The following is a 22,151-nucleotide window of genomic DNA, read 5'->3' as shown; positions in this document are numbered from 1 at the left end:
AATGCGTAAGCGAATTCCTTGGAAACAGTACTTTATGATGCAGGCTTTGGTAATTGCCCAAAGGTCAACTTGTGATCGGGCTTTAGTCGGCAGTGTTTTAGTGAAAAAGAATCGCATAATCGGAACCGGTTATAATGGTTCTGTTACGGGTCAGCCGCATTGTGATGATGTGGGTCATCAATTAGTTGACGGGCATTGCGTGCGCACCATTCATTCTGAAATGAACTCACTTATTCAATGTGCGCGTAACGGTGTTTCAACAGATGACACAGAAATTTATGTCACACACTTTCCCTGTTATAATTGTGCTAAGGCATTAGTGCAAGCTGGAATTAAAAAAATCAATTATTATTTTGATTATAATGACAATCCGCTTGCAATCAAACTTTTTAAAGACTGTGGGGTTCCTTATGAACAAATTAACATCGATCGCGAATATGTGGAGCAATTGGCACATAAGCTGGAAGATGCTGAAAACTAAACTAGCTTTTTTTACAGCATTAATTGGTGTTTTTCTAACAATGACTGGTTTTACTAGTCCCAACATTAAAGATAATAGCAATTTGCTTGAACGTGAAACCAGCAAGTTAATTTTAGCAAAAAATGATCGTTATTTTCAGACCAGTGAACAGCCACAAATAATAGTTAAAACGGTAAATCGTGTCGATCATTTAACGCCTGCTAAATTGAATAAGTATAAACGCACCGTTTTTATTGTAGTAGGAACCAAAAATAAAAAACGCAATGTGCAGATTTATTCCAGTAAAGACTTACACAGCGCTTTTAGTGCTGATGTTAGAGGAAATATAATTCGTTCTCAATCCGACAAGTTGCGCAGTACTAATAAAAAAGAATTTAATGAAGGTTTGCGTTTCGTTTTTAGGGCTTGTGCAACTACAATTGACCAACGTTACCAGTATTCATTAGACAAGTATGATTTGTCCAGCAATGAAAGAGCCCAGCTTACCCATCCGCACAAGGTGGCATTGCCGATTGCATTAGCTCTAGGCCTAGTAGTTGGAGGTTTAATTTATTTCTTTAAAAATAATCTTTACCGAAAAAGGTAAAATAGTTGACTTTCTACTGATTAATGTATTAAACTCACAATGCAAATTGAATAAGAACAAAATAAACTGTTAGGTGAGACTCCTACGTGAACAAATGCTATCGCCCGGAAACATCCAGAGATGCCAACGGGTCAAATAGTTATCGTCGATATAAGGCGAAAACCAGATGGCTAGCAGCAAGGCTTACGTCACGTAGTGTTAAAACTGAACGATGAGTACAATAATACCTGTTGAAAAAGGGTCGCCAAGCGGTTAGCATGGGCGGTCCTTTTTTAGTTTGTTTGATTTTGTTTTGTGAGGAAAAGGAGTGGGGGAAATGCTGAGAAAACCAAATGGTACAGCTGCTAACAAAGATCTGGCACTAGTCAAGGCAATTGCCAAAGAAAGCAGGTCAGAAACTTTAGCACGGCTGCATGCAAGCAGTAACGGCTTGTCTAGCGAGCAGGCTGAAAAAAATAGGGCAGAATATGGCTCAAATACTATCGCCACCAGTAAACATAATTCTAAGTTACGCTTTTTAGCGGAGGCTTTTATTACTCCTTTCACTTTAGTGTTACTTGTTTTAGCTACTCTTTCTTTGTTTACTGATTATATTTTTGTACCAGCGGGAGAAAAGGATTTAACTACTGTTGCTATTATGGTGACAATGGTGCTTATTTCGGGTATTACCAGTTTTGTCCAAAACGTCAGATCGTCAAATGCAGTAGATTCTTTACTTAAGATGGTTTCTGTAACTACGGATATTATTCGTGATGGCAAAGATCAAGAAATTGACACCAGTAAAGTAGTTGTAGGTGATGTAATTCGCCTAGCCGCTGGTGATATGGTGCCGGCTGACATGAGGCTTTTGACGAGTAAGGACCTTTTCTGCTCGTCAAGTTCCTTAAATGGTGAGTCTAATCCGGTAGAAAAAATTGCTACCAGAAAACCCAAGTTAGGGTCTGATAGAGATTATTTAGATTATCCCAACATTTTATACGAAGGGACGACTATCGTTTCAGGTTCTGGGCTCGGAATTGTTTTTGCCACCGGCGAAAGAACAATGTTTGGTAAATTGGCCCATGATATTTCACATAATGATGTGAAAAATACGACATTTGATATCGGTATCAAAAATGTTTCGAAATTATTGATCATCATGACCGCGATTATTGCTCCCTTAGTTTTTATTATTAACGGGATAACTAAAGGCGATTGGATAAATGCGCTAATATTCTCAATTGCTACTGCTGTGGGACTTACGCCGGAAATGCTGCCTGTGATTGTAACAACTAATCTGGTTAAAGGTTCGATTGAGATGTCGAAAAAGGGCACCATTGTTAAAAAGATGAATTCCATTCAAAATTTTGGGTCTGCCGACATCTTGTGTACTGATAAAACTGGTACGTTAACACAAGACAAAGTAGTTCTAGAGCGTCATTATGATTTGAATTTACAAGAAAACCCGCGCATTTTGGAATTAGGCTACCTTAACTCTTACTATCAAACAGGGATGAAGAACTTGATAGATAAAGCTATTATTGAGGCTGCGGGGGATGAACTGGACATCAGCGAGATCCAACGTGATTACAATAAGATTGACGAGATTCCCTTTGATTTTTCTAGAAGACGAATGAGCGTAGTGGTAGAAAATTCCGATGAGCAGCACGGAAAACACTTGTTGGTAACTAAGGGTGCTTCAGAGGAAATGATGGCCGTTGCTACTAAACTGGAAGTTGACGGACAAATTTTACCGCTGACTCCTGAGCGTAAACAGAGGGTAATGGCTAAAGTCAACGATATGAATGATGACGGCTTGCGCGTTATTATGCTGGGTTACAAGCGCAACCCTGCTCCTGTTGGTGAATTTTCAGTCAAAGATGAAAATGATCTGATCTTATGCGGTTATCTTGCTTTTCTTGATCCGCCAAAAGAGAGTGCGAAGGATGCTTTGGCACGGCTTAAATATGATGGCATCAACGTTAAAATTTTAACTGGAGACAACGAAGCTGTTACTAGAACTGTTGGCTTACAAGTCGGACTAAATGTTGACACAGTCTATTCAGGCGCAGACCTTGAAGGTAAAAAGCCTGAAGAACTAGCAAAAATGGTTGAAGAATGCAATATTTTTGTTAAATTATCGCCAGAAGATAAAACTAAAATTATTAATTTGCTAAAGCAAAATGGTCATACTGTAGGCTATATGGGAGATGGCATTAATGATGCTCCGGCGATGAAAGCAGCCGATGTTTCAATTTCTGTTGACACGGCTGTCGATATTGCCAAAGAATCTGCTGATATTATTCTGCTTCATAAAGATTTGAATGTACTAGAAGAAGGCGTAAGAATTGGCCGTAAGGTATTTGGTAATACCATGAAGTATATTAAAATTACCCTGTCATCTAATTTTGGTAATATCCTATCAATCATGGTGGCTTCGTCCTTCTTGCCGTTTTTACCGATGCTGCCTTTGCAGCTCTTAGTCTTAGACCTGCTTTACGGAACCAGCTGCTTGGCACTACCGTTTGACGATATGTCTGATAGGTTTTTGAAAGAGCCAAGAACATGGTCTACTAAAAAATTACCTAAATTTATGTTTTATTTTGGTCCGACATCATCGGTATTTGATATCTTAACCTTTGCTTTGCTTTTCTTTGTAATTTGTCCGCAACTTGTAGGTGGAAATTACAATGCAATCAGTGAAACACAAAAGGTTGCTTTCGTAGCTCTATTTCACACAGGTTGGTTTATTGAATCACTGTGGACACAAGAAATGGTCATTCATGCTTTACGTGATCCGCGTCTGCCGTTTATTAAGCAACACGCTGCACCGGGAGTCACGCTGGCGACATTTGGCGCAGGTGTTATTGGTAGCTTAATCCCATTTTCATTTTTGGCACAAAAGTTGGGCTTTGGCAAAATGCCAATCTCATTTATGTGGGTAGTCTTTGCTATACTCGTAATGTATATTTTATTGACAACGCTGGTTAAGCATTTCTACCTCAAGGGCGAAAGATTTTTAATTTAGAAAATTGAATTTGATTGCTAAATAACTACAAAAAAGAGGACTCCGAGAGGAATTCCCTTTTTTAGTGATGTAGTATAATATAGTATAATTAAGCGAAAATTAAGGAGAAAATGAATATGGCTGATAAAAAAACTTTTTATATCACAACACCAATCTACTATCCATCCGGCCGATTAACTATCGGTAATGCGTATACCACAATCGCAGCTGATGTGATGGCACGCTACAAGCGCAGCCAAGGTTACGATACCTTCTTTTTAACTGGTACTGATGAGCACGGATTAAAAATTGAACAGAAAGCTGAAAAGCAGGGAGTTAAACCGCAAGAATTTGTAGATAAAATGGTAGTTATTTATAAAAAGCTGTGGAAAAGCCTTGACATTTCTTATGACAAATTTATTCGTACCACTGATCAAGAACACGTCAAAGGCGTACAAAAAATATTCGAACAACTTTTAAAACAAGGTGATATCTATCTTGGCGAATATACCGGTTGGTATTCAGTAGAAGATGAGGAATATTTTACTGAATCTCAACTGGCTGAGGTTTATAAAGATGATGATGGCAATGTGATCGGCGGTAAGGCACCATCAGGTCACGACGTCCAACTAGTTAAAGAACCATCATACTTTTTCAAAATGAGTAAGTACGCTGACCGGCTTTACCAATATTATCAAGAACACCCTGACTTTATCTTGCCCCACACCCGTGAGAAAGAAATGGTTAATAACTTTATTAAACCTGGTTTGGAAGACTTGTCTGTTACTAGAACAACAGTTTCTTGGGGTATTCCAGTTCCTAGCGATCCTAAACACGTTGTTTATGTTTGGATAGACGCATTATCTAACTATATTACAGCGCTTGGTTATGGATCAGATGACGACTCTTTATTTAAAAAGTATTGGCCTGCTGATATTCATTTAGTCGGTAAGGAAATTGTTCGTTTCCACACTATTTATTGGCCTATTATGTTGATGGCTTTGGGACTACCATTACCTAAGCATGTTATTGGTCACGGCTGGGTATTAATGAAAGACGGTAAAATGTCTAAGTCCAAGGGTAACGCGGTCTACCCTGAATCAATAATCAGCCGCTATGGTGTTGACGCTTTGCGCTATTACTTAATGCGTGCCTTACCATTTGGCTCCGATGGTGTCTTTACACCAGAAGATTTTGTAGAACGAGTAAATTATGACTTGGCGAATGACTTGGGTAATTTACTTAATAGAACCGTTTCAATGATTAACCAATATCAAGATGGCTTAGTAAAACCTGTAGCACAAGATCAGGATGATTTTGGTAAAGACTTGATGCAGACTGCCCAAACAGTGATTGCCAATTACAAGAAAGAAATGGATACCCTGCACTTTACCCAGGCGATTGAAGATATCTGGAAGTTTATTAACCGCGCAAATAAATATATTGATGAAACAACACCGTGGATACTAAATAAAGAGGGCAAGACTGCCGAATTAGCGCGGGTAATGTCAAACTTGGCAGAAAGTCTGCGTATTATTGCCCTATTAATTGCTCCGATAATGACGAGAACACCGGTTGAAATGTACCGTCAGTTAGGACTTGATTGGCATAATGACGAACTGAAAAAGCTTGAGTTTGGCGCTTGTGCATGGAACACAAAAGTGGTTGCTGATCCAAAACCAATCTTCCCACGAGTAAAACCAGAAGAAGAAATTAAATACATTAAGGATGAAATGGCTAAGGCAAAGCCTAAGAAACAAAGCCGCAGTGAACAAGGTGAGGATAAAGAAATCAGCATTTCTGATTTTGATAAAGTTAAGATCCAAGTTGGTAAGATCTTATCTGTTGAACCAGTTCAAGGCTCTAAAAAGTTGCTACAGTTCCAGCTTGATTTTGGCAACGGCGATGAAAGACAGATTTTAAGTGGTATCAGACAATATTATCCGAATGCTAGTGAGCTGCTGGGCAGAAAGGTTCTGGCTGTCACTAATCTTAAGCCGCGTAAAATGTTAGGTCATCTAAGCCAAGGTATGCTGCTTTCTAGTGAAAAACACGGTGAAGTAAAATTGGCTTTGGTTGGTGACGAACATGAAATTGGGGCCCAACTAAGTTAATGGAATTAATTGATAACCATACTCATTTACAGGATGAACCATTTCGTGGCAAAGAAGAATTTTATTTAGATCGTGCTCAAAAGCTTGGTGTGACCAAGGTAATTTGTGCAGGACAAGATCCTGATTTTAATCTCAGAGCAATTGATTTAAGTCAGCGCTTTGACCAGGTCTATGCTATGGTCGGCTACTGCCCTGATGTGGCTAAAAATTATGATCAAAAAGCAGAAGATCTTTTAATTGAACAGCTGCAAATGCCCGGTGTAGTGGCTCTGGGTGAAGTAGGTTTAGATTACTACTGGGACGAGTCACCTCGAGCTATTCAAAAAGAAGTTTTTGCCAGACAGGTTGAAGTGGCTCATGAACTAAAAAAGCCGGTAGATATTCATACCAGAGATGCTTTTGGAGACTGTTATGCTATTTTAAAAAACAGCAACTTAGAATATGGTGCCGTTTTACACAGTTTCAATGGGGACGTTTCCTGGTTGAATAAATTTTTAGCTCTAAATGTCTACTTTTCATATTCTGGAGTTGTATCGTTTACGAAGGCAGTAGAAGTTCATGAAGCAGCGCGTAAAACTCCTTTAGATCGTTTGCTGGTTGAAACTGATGCGCCATATTTAACACCAAAGCCCTATCGCGGCAAGCAAAATGAACCGGGAAATGTCTATTACGTGGCAAAAGCAATAGCAGAATTAAAGGGAATTTCACTAAATGAAGTTGCGCAGGCAACATACGAAAATACGATGAGGGTCTATGGTCTTAACTAAAAAACATTTTAACGCCGTGGTTGTAGTTGAAGGAAAAGATGATACCATCCGTCTTAAGCAATTTTTTCCGGGAATTGAAACAATTGAGACAAACGGGTCGGATGTGCCAGAAACAGTACTAACGCAATTACGGGAATTAGCAACCAAAAGAGAAATAATTGTTTTGACTGATCCTGATTTAAATGGTGAACGGATAAGACGATTGGTGACTGCCGCAGTGCCAATTGCCAAACAAGCATTTATTTCTCGCAAAGAAGGGGAGCCTCAGAAGAAGGGCAACTCTTTAGGCGTTGAACATGCCTCTAAAGAAGCTCTTGCCAAAGCCTTATCGGATTTGCACGAAAACAAGCAGCCAAGTAGTGATTTGACAAAAGAAAAATATCAAAAACTTGGTTTAACTAGTGGAGCTAATTCTCGTAAATTGCGTGAGCGAGTGGGGATTAAACTGCGAATTGGTTACGGCAATGCTAAGCAGTTTTACCAACGATTACAAACGTTCGGTATTTCGCTTTCTACATTAGAACAAGCAGTTGAGGAGGCTAAAAATGAGCAATGAAATTCCTATTGGCTCTCCAATTAGAACGCAGGCAATTATTAACCGCTATTTCATGCGTGCTAAAAAGAATTTGGGTCAAAATTTTTTAGTAGATTTGGCTGCACTGCAAGGCATAGTAAAAGCAGCAGCAATTCAACCTGGTGATCAGGTAATTGAAATAGGACCAGGAATTGGTTCTTTAACTGAGCAACTACTAATTGCAGGGGCCAAAGTTTTTGCCTATGAAGTGGATGAGAATCTAAAAGAGATTTTGCATAACGAATTACCCGCTAAAGTCAACGGGCAGCCTCTTGACCAGCTTTTTAAATTAAAAATGAAAGACATTTTAAAAGCTGACTTTACAGAAGATTTAGCGGGATTTTTTGACCTTGCTAAGCCTATTAAAGTAGTCGCAAATTTACCGTATTACATTACGACACCCATCATTTTCTTCCTTAATAATTCTTCGTTGCAATTTTCAAACTTAACTTTAATGATGCAAAAAGAAGTAGCAGAACGCTTGAGCGCACATGCTGGAACAAAAGACTATGGTCCGTTGACAATTGCGGTTCAAGCGGAAATGAGCGTAAAGTCATTTTTGACGGTTAAAAGCAGCTCCTTTATTCCTAGACCTAAGGTTGATTCAAGTGTAGTGGTATTAAAGCCTCTGCCAGAAGAAAGTAAAATAAAAATTGATAATCCCGCACATTTTAACTGGGTGGTTAAAATGTGTTTTGCACAAAGACGCAAGACATTAAATAATAATTTAAAAACACTTCTGCCTGACAGTACAAAACGGTTGCGCCTAATTAGCTCTTTAGGAGTTGATGAGCGGGTTCGACCAGAACAGTTGACACTGAAGCAGTTTGTGGAAATTGCCCGCAATGTGCCGGTTAAAAAATGACGAAAATATTCTGGGGTTGTTTTTAAAAAGAATTGAAAAAATAATAATAAAGTGGTAAAATACAACTCAAAGGAGTTGTTTTCATTGCCAACATCTATTATGACCATTAAGAGTAAGCTGGATTCACATTTAGGTGATTCGTTAACTGTAGTTGCAAGAGCAGGACGTAAGAAGGTTACCAAAAGACGAGGAGTTTTAAAGGAGACTTTTCCCGCAGTTTTTGTGGTTGACCTAGATCAAGATTCAAATAATTTTAAACATGTTTCATACAGTTACACGGATTTGTTAACCAAAAACATTACTTTAAAGTTCGATTAATCAGCTAAAAAGCTGACCGTCTAAAATTTATATCTTTTGGCATTAACATTTGGTAAAATGTTAGTGCCTTTTTTTGCGGTTGAGTGTATAGTAGTAACTGGCAAAAGACAAACAATAGAAAGGAGATTCTATGAAACGTTCAGAGAGATTAGTAGATATGACTAAATATTTAATGGAACGACCACATGACTTAATTCCGCTGCCATTTTTTGCAAAAAGGTATGGTGCAGCAAAATCATCAATTTCAGAGGATCTTGCAATTTTAAAACATACATTAGCAAATAATCAAGATGGCATATTAGAAACTGTAGCAGGAGCGGCTGGAGGTGTGCGTTATATTCCTTTTTGGGGTAAAAAGCACGCTCAAAACTATCTAAATGAATTGGCAACACGGATTGAAGACCCAGATCGTATTTTGGCTGGAGGGTTCGTTTACCTTTCAGATATTTTAGGTAATCCGGAAGACTTGGATAAGATTGGCAAATTAATTGCAACACGTTATGCTTATTCAAATATTGATATTGTGATGACTATCGAAACTAAAGGAATTGCACTAGCTCAAGCAGTTGCACGTTACTTAAATGTTCCTTTTATAATTGCGCGCAAGCGTTCAAAAGTGACTGAGGGGGCAACCGTATCTGTAAATTATATTTCTTCTTCGCTTGATCGTGTTTCCAAAATGGAATTACCGACTAGGGTATTAAAAGAAAATTCCAATGTTCTGCTAGTAGATGACTTTATGATGGCAGGTGGTACCTTGACTGGTATGCAACAATTAGTCAAAGAATTCAATAGTAACATTGCTGGAGTTTGTGTATTATGCGAAGCAGATTTTGATGATGTTAAATTAATTGAAGGGCACCTTTCTTTAGTTAAAATTAAACGAGTAGATGACAAGAAAAAAGTTATTATGGCAGAACCTGGTTCATTAGTTGCACACACGGATTTTGACCGCTTTTAGTTTAAGAAATGATATACTAAATGATAATTATTATTCAAGAATATAAAAGAGGCTGAAGTTAATGAAAAAATTCGTAGTTGTTCTGGCGGCTGGCAAGGGAACACGCATGAAGTCAAAACTATATAAGGTTTTACACCAAGTGTGCGGCAAGGCTATGGTCGAATATGTGGTAGATGCAGCTAAGGCAATTAAACCGGATAAAATAGTTACAATTGTTGGTAATGGTGCAGAAGAAGTAAAAAAAGTTCTTGCGGGCAAGTCTGAATTTGCTTTGCAAAAAAAACAGTTAGGAACAGGAGATGCTGTCTTAACCGCTGCAGATAAACTGGCAGATCAAGATGGTGCGACATTAGTAATAACTGGTGATACGCCATTATTTACAAGCCAAACTTTTCAAAAATTATTTGACTATCACCAAAGTAAGGGCAATGCAGCTACAGTATTAACTGCTCAGGCTCCTGATCCTTATGGCTATGGCCGTATTATCCGGGATGAACAGGATAATGTCTTAAGAATTGTAGAGCAAAAAGACGGGACATTCGATGAATTAAAAATCAACGAAATTAATACTGGTGTTTTTTGCTTTGACAATAAACAGCTTTTCAAAGCCCTAAAACAGGTCAATAACCATAATGCCCAAGGTGAATATTATTTAACTGATGTTTTGGAAATTTTACGCCGCCAAGGACAAAGAATTGGTGCTTACAAAATGCGTGACTATACCGAGAGCATTGGTGTCAATGATCGCTCTGCTTTAGCTCAAGCTAATCAGCTGATGCAAAAACGAATTAACGAAAAGCACATGGCAAATGGAGTTACCTTTATTGATCCTGCCACAGCTTATATTGATGCAGATGTTAAAATTGGTTGTGATACTCAAATTGAAGGAAATGTGGTTATTAAGGGCAATACAGAGATTGGTTCAGGATCTATAATCGCTTCCGGCTCACGCATAGTTGATTCGAAAATAGGCAATCATGTTACTGTCACCTCATCTACTATTGAAGAAGCAGAAATGGCTGATTTTTCCGATATTGGTCCAAATTCCCATTTGAGGCCTAAAGCAATTATTCGCAAGGGCGTACATATCGGCAATTTTGTAGAAATTAAAAATGCTGAAATTGGTGAGAATTCTAAAGTTGGCCATTTAACTTATGTTGGGGATGCAACTTTAGGTCGTGACGTTAATGTTGGTTGCGGCACTATTTTTGCTAATTATGATGGCGTTAAAAAAGAACACACCACTGTAGGTGATCGCGCCTTTATTGGTTCGGGTGCTACTTTGGTTGCTCCGGTTAATATCGCTGATCATGCTTTTGTTGCCGCGGATTCAACGATTACTAAAAACGTAGCTAAATATGATATGGCAATTGCACGTGGCCGGCAGGTAAATAAACCAGATTACTGGCATAAATTGCCGCTTGCAAACGATCCTGAATGGAAATAGGTTAGCTATAATTTTAAATAAAAAGAGTTGGAATAAATGTGTTAATCTGAAAAATTAATCACGCTAATGAAATCTGCCAACTCTTTTTAATTTTGTTAAGAAAATAAATAGCCCTAGAGTTTCAATAACTCAAGGGCTATTTTATTTAAACTAAGTTAACTATTTAAAGTTAGCTTGCTCAACATATTTGTTTTTAGCAATAATATAATATTTCTTATTGTTGATTCTGACTGCGCTGCCGTATGTTTTGACAACTTTATGTTTATGCAAAACTTTTTTACTTATCCGAATACCGTGTTGACTGTAAATGTAAGCATTATGCTTCAGCTTAAGTTTCTTAGCGTCAATATTTGCAGCGGCAATGAATAAGTCATCGTCTAACATGTAGTAGCCTTTATTATTAATCATTTGGAAATTAACCGTATTAACAGTTGAGCCTGCAAGAATAATCAGTTTATTAGCACGTTTGCCGTTTTGATCATACAGATATGAATTATGCATAATAGTCTTTTCGACCACCGGTTGCTGCTTTTCAGTCACAGGTTCATTGACCAGAGCTGCTGTAATAGCTGTAACTGCAGTTTTTTGAATCACAATATTTGCAGCCTTAACAAAACGGTTTTGAGCAATAATGAAGTACTTCTTGCCTCGAATGGTTACTGCGCTGCCATACGTATTAATATTATTGCCTTTTCTTAATACACCCGCTTTCTTAATTCGTTTGCCATGTTTATTGTAAACATAAGCATTATGTTTTAATTTTCGACTGGTTGAAACTACATTGCCAATAGCAACATAGTAGACTTGGTTCCTATTGCCTCGATCAACCAGAATGTAATAGTGTTTCCCGTTAATTTCTTTTATACCATACGAAGTAATGATTGAACCGGCACCAAGGACAACCTTATTGGCTCGTTGACCTTTTTCGTCATATAGGTAGGCATTGTGCATTAAAGCCAATTCTTCGCTATGGCTTAAATCAAGTTCTGGTTTTTCTTTTTCTTCCTTGCCAGTATTATCAACAGGTTTATTGTCAACTGGGGCAGGGACAGATTGAGTAGTAGAGCTATGATTATTTTCGTGCTGACTATTATCATGAAGAATATGGTCAATGGTAGCAGAATCTGTAGCATCAAGATAAATTTGGTTAATAGCATCATCACGCAGTTTAGTAATTGTCTGACTGTCATTAACCTCAGGCTGATTAAGCGCATTATTTGCAGTATTCAGATCAGTATTAATTTGGTTAATAATAGCTTTCTTTTCTTGCTCAGTGTATTTGCCAGTGGTCTGAATTTCACTTGTAGCTGCTTTTTGTGCCTCCGCAAGGGCCCCAGCAGCAATTGCCTTTTCACCAGCTAATTCTGTTGCAGCGAGTTTATCCGCGTTGGCAGGATCATTGAGCGCATCTTTAGCATTTTCGTATGCTTGATCAACACTAGTGGTGTTGGCTTTATCCTTAAACCTGTCTGTAAGACCCTTAACAGCGGAATCATAGGCGGCTTTCAGTCTTTCTTCTTGCACTTTGCTATTGTTGTTTAAAACATCTTCAAGTTCTTTACTATCACTTACAATAATACTGCTTATCTTGTCAACTGCATCCTTTCTGGCAGTTTCTATTCCAGTAGAATCCTGAGCTTGAGCAATAGTACCCGTTTGATCCGAGTTGGCTTTAGCTGCTTCTTGGTCAATGCGGTCTTTTATTGCCTGTTTTTCAGTATCAGTATAATCGTTACCATCCTGATGTTTTAATTTATCAACTTGCTTTTTAGCGTTAGTAGCAGTGTCAATTACTGAACCTTTAGCTATTTCTTTTTCAGCTGCAATCTTATCAGCTGCAATATCTGCAGGTGAATCTCCATTGACACGTGAATGCTCCTGGTATGCTTGATCAACGCTGGTGGTATCGGCATTTTCACCAAACTTGTCTTTTAGTTCAGCAACTGCTTTTTGGTGTTTATCAGCCAAATCGTTATTTGCCTCTACTTTAAGTAAACTAATGGATTCATTTTTGGCAGCATTACCGGCACTGTTAATATCATCTTTGGCGGTTTCGGTGATTTTATCAATCTGGTCCTTTTTGCCTGATGTATCACCTTTAGGAGCAGTAACTGCATCAATTTTGTCCTTGGCCTTTTGGCTATCATCTTTAATTTGCTCTTTTAGCCTGTCTTTTGATTCAGTTGATAATTTATCATTACCGTCAATTTCTTTAGTAACCTTATCAGCTTCTTCGTCAATGTCAGCTTTAGCATTTTCCTTGTTGATGATAGTCATTGCCTCATCATAAGCGGCACTGGCAGTCTGGATATTTTTAGCTTCGTCAATAGCTTTTATTTGTTCATCAATACGATCTAGCACTTCTTGAGCCAGTTTTTCTTTTAATCTGTCTTTTAGTGTAGTGTAGGCGTCGTTAATGCCAATTACTCCATCAGCACCTGCAAGAGCATTTTTTTGTTCATCATTAAACCATTCTGGTTCCGTGCCAGTTTCAGGTTTTGTTAACAAACGATCAATATTTTGACCAATGTTTGCTTCATCTGGGATGTCGCTAATTGCTGTAGCCTTTTCTATATTCTGGAAACTCTGTTGATAAGCTTCATCAATTGCAGCTTTAGCTGCCTTCTTCTGCTCAGCAGTTAACTGAGATTGATCAATTATATTATGGGCCTTAGTCTGTTTATCCTTTAGAATATCTTCAGCTTTTGTCTTTTGACCAGCTAGGGCAGCTTGATCTTTAATAGCATTGAACTTGTCAACTGCTTGATCTCGTTTGCCATTTATTTGGTCCTTAGCCTCTGTTTCAGATTGTTGAACAGAATTAATGTCAGTTTTTGCTTGCTCAACAATAGTTTTTATTTGGTCTTTCTGCTTTTGCTGATCCTCTGGTGACAAACCTGATTTTTCTATTGCATCATTTGCTTCTTTTTGAGCTTGTTCGACCTGAGAGATTGCTTCTTGTTTAGCTTTGACTATTTCGGCTTTTTCTTGCGCAACTTGGAAAATACGGTCAATTTCTTTTTTACCGAAATTAGGAATTTCATCCTGTTGAGCTTTACCTTGTTGGGCATTTTGAGCTTGTGCTAGTGCATTTTCGTAAGTATTCTCAAGTTTAACACCCGCAATCTTATCTATGGTTCTATTGACGGCTTCATCAAGTTGCTTTTGCAGTTCTTCAATTTGCTCTTGCTCTAGATTAGTTGCCACACTGGCAATTTCCCCTTTATTTTTAAGGTATTCCTTAAACTTGTTAATCAGATTATTTTTTTCCGCAGTCAGTTGACTAGGCAACTTGGCCTGATCAATATTTGTTTTGGCATCTTGTTCTAACTGCGACAGCTTATCACTTGTACCGGCATAAATTAAACTAATAAAGTTATTTAAAACTCTTTCAATATCATTATATCCGCTAGCGACATCATTACCGGCTAAGTCTAAACCATCAACATCAGTTTTGGCACTTGCAGCATATTCTTTCAGGCTCTTAACTATTTGATTTTTATTATCAAAGTCATCACCTAATTTGCTAATTGTGGTAATGCCTTCACTTGCAGCTGTTTGAATTTGCGTAATAGTGTTTTGCTTATTATTTCTAGCGGCAATAATATTAGCAGCAGCTTTCTTTTGCTCTTGGTCTATTTGGGCTTTCATTTTGTCAGCGACAGCTCTGTCTTCAGTTTTATCAGCTTTAGCTTTAGCGCTAGTGGCAGCAGTTTGTAGATCGTTTAGAGCTTTAGTTAAGGCTTCTTCTTTATCAATATCACTGCCAATGTTGTTAAGAGTAGTCTCACTTTTACTTCTGGCATCATTGATTTTATCTTGAGCAGTTGCAGCAGAAATCTTGGTTTTAGCAGTGCTTAAAGCTGCGCTAATAGCATTGCTTAATTCGTCAACCTGACTTTGATCAAGTTTATTTTGCAACAAGTCATCGTTTAATCGTTGGTTTAATTTCTGCGCTTGTTCAACTAGTTTATTGTATGCGACATTTTGTTCTTCCAGTAAAGCAGCATTATTCTTGGCATTTTGCACCATACCATTAATTGCACCTTCGCCTGCTGCTTTAGCTTTTTCAACTTCAGCCGGAGTTTGCGCTTGATTAATATTTTGGATAGCCGTTTCTTTATTTGAATTGATTTGTTCAATCAATTTGGCTTTTTCATCATCACTTAAGGCTGACTGGTCAATACTATTGATATCATTCTTAGCTGTTTCGGCAATATCTTCTAAATATTTATTGGCATTATTCTTAGCAGCTTGTAATTGGGCAGCACTTAAAGCTTTATCAATGTTAATAATTCCAGTATTCTTAGCAGAATCTATATCGGTTTCAGTTTGTTGACCATTAACTTGGTTAACAGCTAAATTTTTAGCATCCGTTGCCTGACTCTTATATTTGTCCTTTTCTTCGTCGCTTAAACCTGCAATTTGGTCAATTTGAGATAAGATTCCCAGGACATCAGGATTATTAGTTTGACCGTTGAGTTCTTCAGTAAGCTTTTTAATGGCAGCGGCTTTAGCCTGTTTAATTTCCTGAGCATATTTATCATCTGCAGTAGACTTAATAGCTTTTATTTGCTTAATAGCAGTATCTTTAATGTCCAAGACTGAATTACTTTCTTCGGCCGCATCAATGGCTGAATTAGCAGTATCAATAATTGAATCAACGCTATCTTGATCTGCCTTATCTTTCAGGCTATTCTTGACTTCGTTTGCGGCATCTTTAATAGCTTTTCTAGCTTGCGCTTTGGTAATTGCCAAGTTGCCACTTGCTTCAGCTTTATTAATGGCAGTAATAGTATCGGTAGTTATTTTATTGACGTCATTTTTGCTTTTGACGTTTTGTAATTTGCTGATGGCATCAGCAGCAGCCTGATTAATAGCTGTGATTGCCTGATCATATCGGGGTTTAGCGTCAGCCTGTTCTTCTTCGCTCAGCGAATTATAGGAGGAATTCAACCTATTAATTGCTTCACGAGCTGCGTCTTCTATAGTTTTTTTGCTGTTATTTTTGGCCTCTGCCAAATCCGCAGCAGTAGCATCTGCTACTACTTGGTCAATAGCATTTTTGCCGTCGCTTTTAGCTTGATCAACTGCATCATTAGTCTTTTGCAACTCTATATTTTGCTTAGCCTTATCCCGTTCGTCATTTATTTTTGAGATAGTCATGCTCTTATCAGCATCAGACATTGAAGACTGATTAATGTTGTCAATTGCTTGTGTAGCAATTTTATCAATTTCGTTCTTGGCGTTATTAATATTGGTATCAAGGCTTTGAGCATCCCGGATTACCTTACGCATGTTATCGTTGCCTGTTTGCTTTTCAGTATCAACTTGATCAATAGGAGCATTCTTAACTTTGTTAACTGCATCATTGTAATCATCGTTTAACTGCTTAATTAGCCCGTCTTTTGTACTACTATTGACATTTTGTAAACCTGAAATTTTATCGTTTACATCGTTGTAAACACTCAATAATTCTTTCAGGGCAGCATTTCTAGTTGACTGTAGGGCTACTTTATTGCGAATTTTATTTAAGGCCTCGCGACTAGCATTAGCTGCTGCAGCAATTTCTTCTTTAGTAGTGGCATTTTGAATATTAGTTTTTGCTGTCGTTAATGCTGTAGCAATTTCTCCATAATAGTTATTCTTTTCTTGACCGGAAAGGTTAGGATTTTGTTCGATATCCGCACGAATTTTTTCAGCTAAAACGTTTAGTCCAGTATCTTGGTTAGTTAATGCGTCATCTTTTTGTTGCTCTAAGAATTTTGCTTCTTCGCTTGCAATACTGCCAGCAACACTAGCCATAGCAGCAACGCCGTCATCTCTATCTTTAACTACTTGATCATTGGTAAAGTCACTATAAACCTTGTTAGTTGCTGTTTCGTAGAAGCCATTAATCTTACTTGTTAAGGCGTCTTTTTGCTCGCTATTGATTTTATTATCTTCAAAAGCCTGATTAATAGTGGCTAAGTCCTTTTCTCTCTCGGCTTGCAAAGCTCTATTTGCTTGAGATTTAGCGACCGCCAATTGAGCAGCTGCCAAGTCCTTGTTGATACTATCTTTAGCAGCTTGCTTGGCAGAATTAATACCATCAGTGTCTTTAGCTGCATTAATTTCGGGTTTGGCATTAGCTAAGTCTTTAGCAATCAGTTCTTTAAAATGTTGTTTATCTTCTGGGCTTAAATCGGAGTCAGCAAAGCCATCAATTTTGTCTTTAGCTGCTTGAGCTGCATTTTCAATTTCTGTAATTGCAGTTTGACGTTGTTGATCTAAATTATTCGTAGCAGCATTCGCGGCATTATTCTGATAGTCTGTAATATTTTTAATAGCATTGTCTCGATCTGTTTCAATTGCATTTTCATCTTCGTCCTGAGAAACATTGGCAATCCCTTTATCTGCTGCAGCGTTAATTAGATTTTGATACTTAGTACTATCCGCGTCACTCAGGTTCTTATTGCCCTTAATTTCAGCAATTGCTTTGTCTCTAGCAGTTTGAATATCCGTAATAGCTTGATTGCGTTGGCCCTTGATGTTCTGTTCGTTAAGCAAATCGTTTAATGCAGCAGTACCTTCTTTGGTAGCTTTGTCAATGTCTGCTGGAGTTTCTCCGTTATCAATGCGGTCGTAATATCCCTGATCTCCAGTAAGCAAATCATTGGCTTTATTTACAGCTTCATCTTTATTTTTAGCCGTTAAGTTAGGGTTATTTTGAATTTTAGCTATAACATCTTTTTTGATTGCTTCTAGTTGGTTTTTAGCAGCAGTTTTATAGGCGTCTAAAACATTCTTTTTACCATCAATGATGTCTTGTTTAATATCGGTAAGTGAATCATGGCTATCAATCGTGTTGGCAGCATTAGTGACCGCGTTATCAATATTAGTTTCTTGGTCAACCCCTAAATTACTTTTTGCTTCATCTGCGTCTTGTTTAACTTGCGCTTTAGCATCCGTCTTATAAGCGTCTAAAACATTCTTTTTACCGTTAATAATGTCTTGTTTAATATCAGTGGCAGAATTGTGACTGTCAATCGTGTTACCGGCATTGGTGACTGCGTCATCAATATTAGTTTCTTTAGTTACTCCTAAGTTGGTCTTAGCAGTATCTGCATCTGCATTAACTTGTGCTTTAGCATCTTCTTTAAAAGCGTTTAAAATATTATCCTTTGTCGATTTTAGTATTTGGGTAATATTTTGGCTACTGGCAGCATTATCTTCAATTTTATCAATTGCACTTAATGCATCCGCCATAGCTGTCTCGGCATTGTCTACTTTGCCGAGGACATTTTCATAGCCTCTGGTATAACCAACAATTTCTGATTTAGCAGCAGCTTTATTGATTAAACTTTCAGCAGCAGCTTTTCTCTTATTGATAATTTCGTCATCATCAGTGCCGTAAATAGATTTACTGGTATCACCAGTTGTAGTTGTCGTATCGACAATCACTTGGTCTATTTCATCAAGATATTGTTTTTGTTCATCCTCAGATAAACCAGAGTTTTTAATCCGCTCTTTAGCTTGGGCAGCTGCTTCATTAATATCTTTTGCCGCCTGGTCTTTTTGCTTACCGGTATGGGTACCCTTAATATGATCAAGACCCTTATTAACGTCTTCTTTCGGATTATTGCTGCTAATAATATCTTTAATCGCCTGATTTAGGGCATCTTGAATGTCTTCTTTATCATCTGCATGTTGCGTAATTTGTTCTTTAGCAGCATCTTCTAAAGCTTTGACGGCAGCAATAGTATCCTGAATACCTTGAATTGCTTCTGTTGCTTCTTTTTGATGGTTATCGATGACTTTTTCATTATCGTCTTGATCAAGATCACCTTCGGTAGCAACGATTTCTTTTGGTCGCTTTAGCCTATCTTTTAAGCCAGTAATCAATTCGTCAACGGGCGATTGGACGTTGTCATCTTTAGCAGCTTCAGCAATAGCATTTTCCACGTTTGAAATTGCTTGTTTGATATCTGTTCTGGCATTTTCACGATAATCTTTACCAATTTGGTTGATGGCATCAATCCCGTCACTAACCACCTGATCGAGGTTGGTGGCGTTTGTTTCGGGAGCATCAACATTGCTTATTGCCTTATCTTTTGCAGCATTTATTTTTTCTGACTGTGAAGGAAACTTAGAAATTTGCTCTTTAGCCTGGCTATCTAACTTATCTTTTGCATCCTTTTTGGCATTTTCATACTCTGCTTGACCTTTAGCCGTTTGTACAGCCTTTTCTACCAAGTCTAAAACGGTCATTTTTCTATTATTTACTTCGCTAATTGCAGTCTTGGAAGGTTGCACTCCGTAAACTGATTTGCCGGAATCATAGTTGCTGTCTGTACTATTTGCAGCATACTTAGCGGCTTCATTCAGTGCGTCAGTGAATGCTTTTTCCTGATCTGCAGTCAAGTTATTTGGCTTATTGGCTTTAGCTGTGCTAATAGCATCTTTAATTGCCTGAGCTGCTTCTTGTTGTATTTCACTAAATGGTTTAATCCCTAGACTAACTGTAGTAGGGCGAACGCCACTGGCAATATCTAAGGGACTATATTCAATAAAATTCGCATGAGGAGTTAGTTGAATTGTAGCGTCTTTAGCCATTTTAGTAGTAATTTCAGCAGGAATAGTAATGGTAAAGGTGCCATCTGGAGCTACTTTAGCGGCAAATTTTGTTGGTAAAAATGCCAAATCATTTGCTTCACCGCGATAAGTATCAACTGTTTTAGCGTATGGATTAGCTATTGTGGAATCAATAACAGCTTGACCATTTTTGTATACACCACTATCTTTAAACTTGGCTAAAACATAGGCTTCAGTACCGCCAGGTAAGATATTTTTAAAAAAGTTATCACTATCAGGACCATCTTTTGCAGGATCATAGTATAATACATGACCTTTGACTAGTTTTGAACCATCTTCTTGACTGGTTACTGTTACATCTTCTGGGTCAATATCTAAGAAACCGCTTTGATTGGCTGGTGTAAATCTGATGTTATTGTAGCCTGGGTTATCTTTACTGGAAAAAGCTGCTTCAACGATGGCTCGAAAGAGCAGGTCATAGCTTTGATGATTGTAATTTTGCAGCAATTTCTGGAAGTTTTTAGGCGCATTATTGAGAATAGCATTAAGCTGTGGACTATCTTTTTTGGCTTTTTCTAAGTCGAAGATCCTTTGACCGTTTAATACTTCCAAATTGTTAACTGCAACAGTTTTAGCGGTTTTTTCTACTTGTAAGACATGGAATGGCGGTAGCACTATATTGTTGTTGCTATCAACTGATCCATTCAAAAGATCACTAAGGTTTAAGGACTGGCGAACATTTGTGACAGTTATTTTATTATCACCGATAATGCTGGTGCGGTCATTGTTGTTCAGATGAGCATCTAAAACAAGAGATGTTGGGTTATTGACAATCAATTGCCCGGTGTTTGCCACATCAACCAGCTTTATTGCACCTGTACCGGCATTACCAACTAATTGAATTTCAAAACCACCGTTTTGGACATTGGCTGTACCATCAATTTGCACTAGCGAACCAGTATAATTGCCCATGTTTTGCCCAGTAATCTTGAGAGCTCCGCCGGAGTTAATGGCAAAGTCACCCCCAATATAAATCAAATTTTGTTTATCTCTTGTAGAAATATTACCATTTGTGTTGACGTTAATAATGCCGCCTCTACCAATATTAACTTTTGATTTGGCATTATCTAGGTAAATAGCTCTGGCTTGACCGTTATTTTGTTTGCCCGCATAATTAATTCCTTCACTTTGTCCGATGTTAATGTTCACTTGACCATGAACAGTTACTTGTGCATCATCACTAATAAAGATGGCACTGACTGGATTGCCGTGTTCACTGTTATTAGCACCATTTGTGCCGTCGTACGTTTTAAGTGGGGTTAAGTTAACAACTGCTCCTTCTTCAACATTTAAGGAGTTGCCTACTCCTCTCATTTCAATCAAGGTACCGCCAAATGTTGAACCGTCAAAGTGGCAACCCGCTTTAAAAGTAATGCTATTATTGCTATTGGTAAATTCTAAAAGTTGCTGATTGCTACCATCAAATAACCAACCGACACTACTTGGAATTTTGACAGTTTCCGCGTGAATTTGTCCTTCAAAAATAATATCGGTATTATTTCTGGTAAAGACTAACTGTGAACCATAAAAGACAATATTTTTAAAAGTAACTCTAGCTTTTTGGTCTCTATTCATATTAGAGGTATTAATGACACCATAATAGTTAGTACTCTTCAGTATCAGGTTTTCGTAAGTCATATCTAAAGAAGAATTACTGGCAAGAGCGGGATCGATACCCTTGAAGTCAAGAGTGTACTTCGCATTACCAGCAGACTTAATTAATAATTTTCTGCCTTGAAAATAGGAGTGGCGTTTGTCTTTGTCAGCACTAATATTATTGGTGATATCGATCTCGCTTACACTACTGTCTGTTAGAGCACTAATAAAGTCCTTCCAGTTACCTACGCTTCTTTTTTCGCCAACATCTCTTAAATCTCTATTGGTGATTTTAGAAGTTAAACTGTCTTGCTTTTGCTCGGTTTGATCCCTATCTGCAGTATCAACTGCGGTAGGATCAGCCGTTTTATCTTGGTCGCTCTGCTCATTATCGTTTTGCACATTGCCAGTGACGGAATTCTGGTTGTCACCTTTAATCGCATTGGTGTCTTCGCCGTCCGTTTTAACCTCTGTGTTACTTTGCTCATTGTTGCTGCTATTTTCCCTTAAAAAAGAACTTAAGCCAGAAAACGTTCCTAAATTGGGTTCGCTTTCTGGCTTAGTGGTTTTAGTCATATTATTAGTAGCAGTAGCTGAATTTTGAGCAGCATCATCCCTAGGGGTAGGAGTGAGAGTTGCCTGAGCGTCAATTTTTGCTGTTACTTTTGACTTTTTGCTTATTTGTTGGGGTGGAATAACAGTATCGGCACTAACTGTTTTACTGCTAAGTCCTAGGTAAGTAAAGCCAAGCAATACTGAGGCAGCGCCAATACTCAATTTACGAATTGAGAAATGGTCTTGCTTAGCTTGCATTGCCATTTT

11 protein-coding genes and 1 riboswitch are annotated in these 22,151 nt (G+C 37.9%); of the genes, 10 read left to right on the top strand and 1 reads right to left on the bottom strand.

The window, feature by feature from the left end; all coding sequences use genetic code 11:
• Nucleotide 1 precedes the first annotated feature (1 nt).
• The 10 genes from LACWKB8_RS07335 (at nucleotide 2) to glmU (ending at nucleotide 11,099) form a co-directional block, all read left to right on the top strand.
• Entirely contained in the window at nucleotides 2-481 is a 480-nt protein-coding gene (locus LACWKB8_RS07335) for a deaminase (protein WP_038524032.1), read from the top strand.
• A complete protein-coding gene (locus LACWKB8_RS07330; protein ID WP_038524030.1) occupies nucleotides 468-1,067 on the top strand; it encodes a hypothetical protein in 600 nt (199 codons plus the stop codon). Before LACWKB8_RS07335 ends, LACWKB8_RS07330 begins: the two co-directional genes overlap by 14 nt.
• A 58-nt stretch (nucleotides 1,068-1,125) precedes the next feature.
• Nucleotides 1,126-1,291: riboswitch (M-box (ykoK) riboswitch) on the top strand.
• Nucleotides 1,292-1,383: 92 nt separating this feature from the next.
• On the top strand, nucleotides 1,384-4,074 hold the full coding sequence (mgtA, locus tag LACWKB8_RS07325) for a magnesium-translocating P-type ATPase (protein WP_038524027.1): 2,691 nt from the start codon (nucleotides 1,384-1,386) through the stop codon (nucleotides 4,072-4,074).
• A gap of 116 nt (nucleotides 4,075-4,190) precedes the next feature.
• Entirely contained in the window at nucleotides 4,191-6,167 is a 1,977-nt protein-coding gene (metG, locus tag LACWKB8_RS07320) for a methionine--tRNA ligase (RefSeq protein WP_038524024.1), read from the top strand.
• A complete protein-coding gene (locus tag LACWKB8_RS07315; RefSeq protein WP_038524022.1) occupies nucleotides 6,167-6,934 on the top strand; it encodes a TatD family hydrolase in 768 nt (255 codons plus the stop codon). Before metG ends, LACWKB8_RS07315 begins: the two co-directional genes overlap by 1 nt.
• Nucleotides 6,921-7,490, top strand: coding sequence for a ribonuclease M5 (rnmV, locus tag LACWKB8_RS07310; RefSeq protein ID WP_038524019.1), 570 nt, complete (start codon nucleotides 6,921-6,923; stop codon nucleotides 7,488-7,490). Before LACWKB8_RS07315 ends, rnmV begins: the two co-directional genes overlap by 14 nt.
• Entirely contained in the window at nucleotides 7,480-8,373 is an 894-nt protein-coding gene (gene rsmA, locus LACWKB8_RS07305; RefSeq protein ID WP_038524016.1) for a 16S rRNA (adenine(1518)-N(6)/adenine(1519)-N(6))-dimethyltransferase RsmA, read from the top strand. The genes rnmV and rsmA overlap by 11 nt, the downstream gene beginning before the upstream one ends.
• Before the next feature lie 84 nt (nucleotides 8,374-8,457).
• Nucleotides 8,458-8,691, top strand: coding sequence for a Veg family protein (locus LACWKB8_RS07300; protein WP_038524013.1), 234 nt, complete (start codon nucleotides 8,458-8,460; stop codon nucleotides 8,689-8,691).
• A gap of 130 nt (nucleotides 8,692-8,821) precedes the next feature.
• Nucleotides 8,822-9,652 carry a pur operon repressor gene (purR, locus tag LACWKB8_RS07295; RefSeq protein ID WP_038524010.1) on the top strand — a complete coding sequence of 277 codons (831 nt, stop codon included), beginning with the start codon at nucleotides 8,822-8,824 and terminating at the stop codon, nucleotides 9,650-9,652.
• Between the two features lie 61 nt (nucleotides 9,653-9,713).
• Nucleotides 9,714-11,099, top strand: a complete 1,386-nt coding sequence (glmU, locus tag LACWKB8_RS07290; RefSeq protein WP_038524007.1) for a bifunctional UDP-N-acetylglucosamine diphosphorylase/glucosamine-1-phosphate N-acetyltransferase GlmU — start codon at nucleotides 9,714-9,716, stop codon at nucleotides 11,097-11,099.
• A 159-nt stretch (nucleotides 11,100-11,258) separates the two neighbouring features.
• Here the strand turns inward: glmU and LACWKB8_RS07285 are convergent, their stop codons facing one another.
• Nucleotides 11,259-22,148 carry an SLAP domain-containing protein gene (locus tag LACWKB8_RS07285; RefSeq protein ID WP_166484952.1) on the bottom strand — a complete coding sequence of 3,630 codons (10,890 nt, stop codon included), beginning with the start codon at nucleotides 22,146-22,148 and terminating at the stop codon, nucleotides 11,259-11,261.
• Nucleotides 22,149-22,151 lie beyond the last annotated feature (3 nt).

The sequence above is a fragment of the Lactobacillus sp. wkB8 genome, assembly GCF_000761135.1.
GTDB lineage: Bacteria > Bacillota > Bacilli > Lactobacillales > Lactobacillaceae > Lactobacillus > Lactobacillus helsingborgensis.
This window is presented reverse-complemented; position numbering and strand designations above follow the sequence as displayed.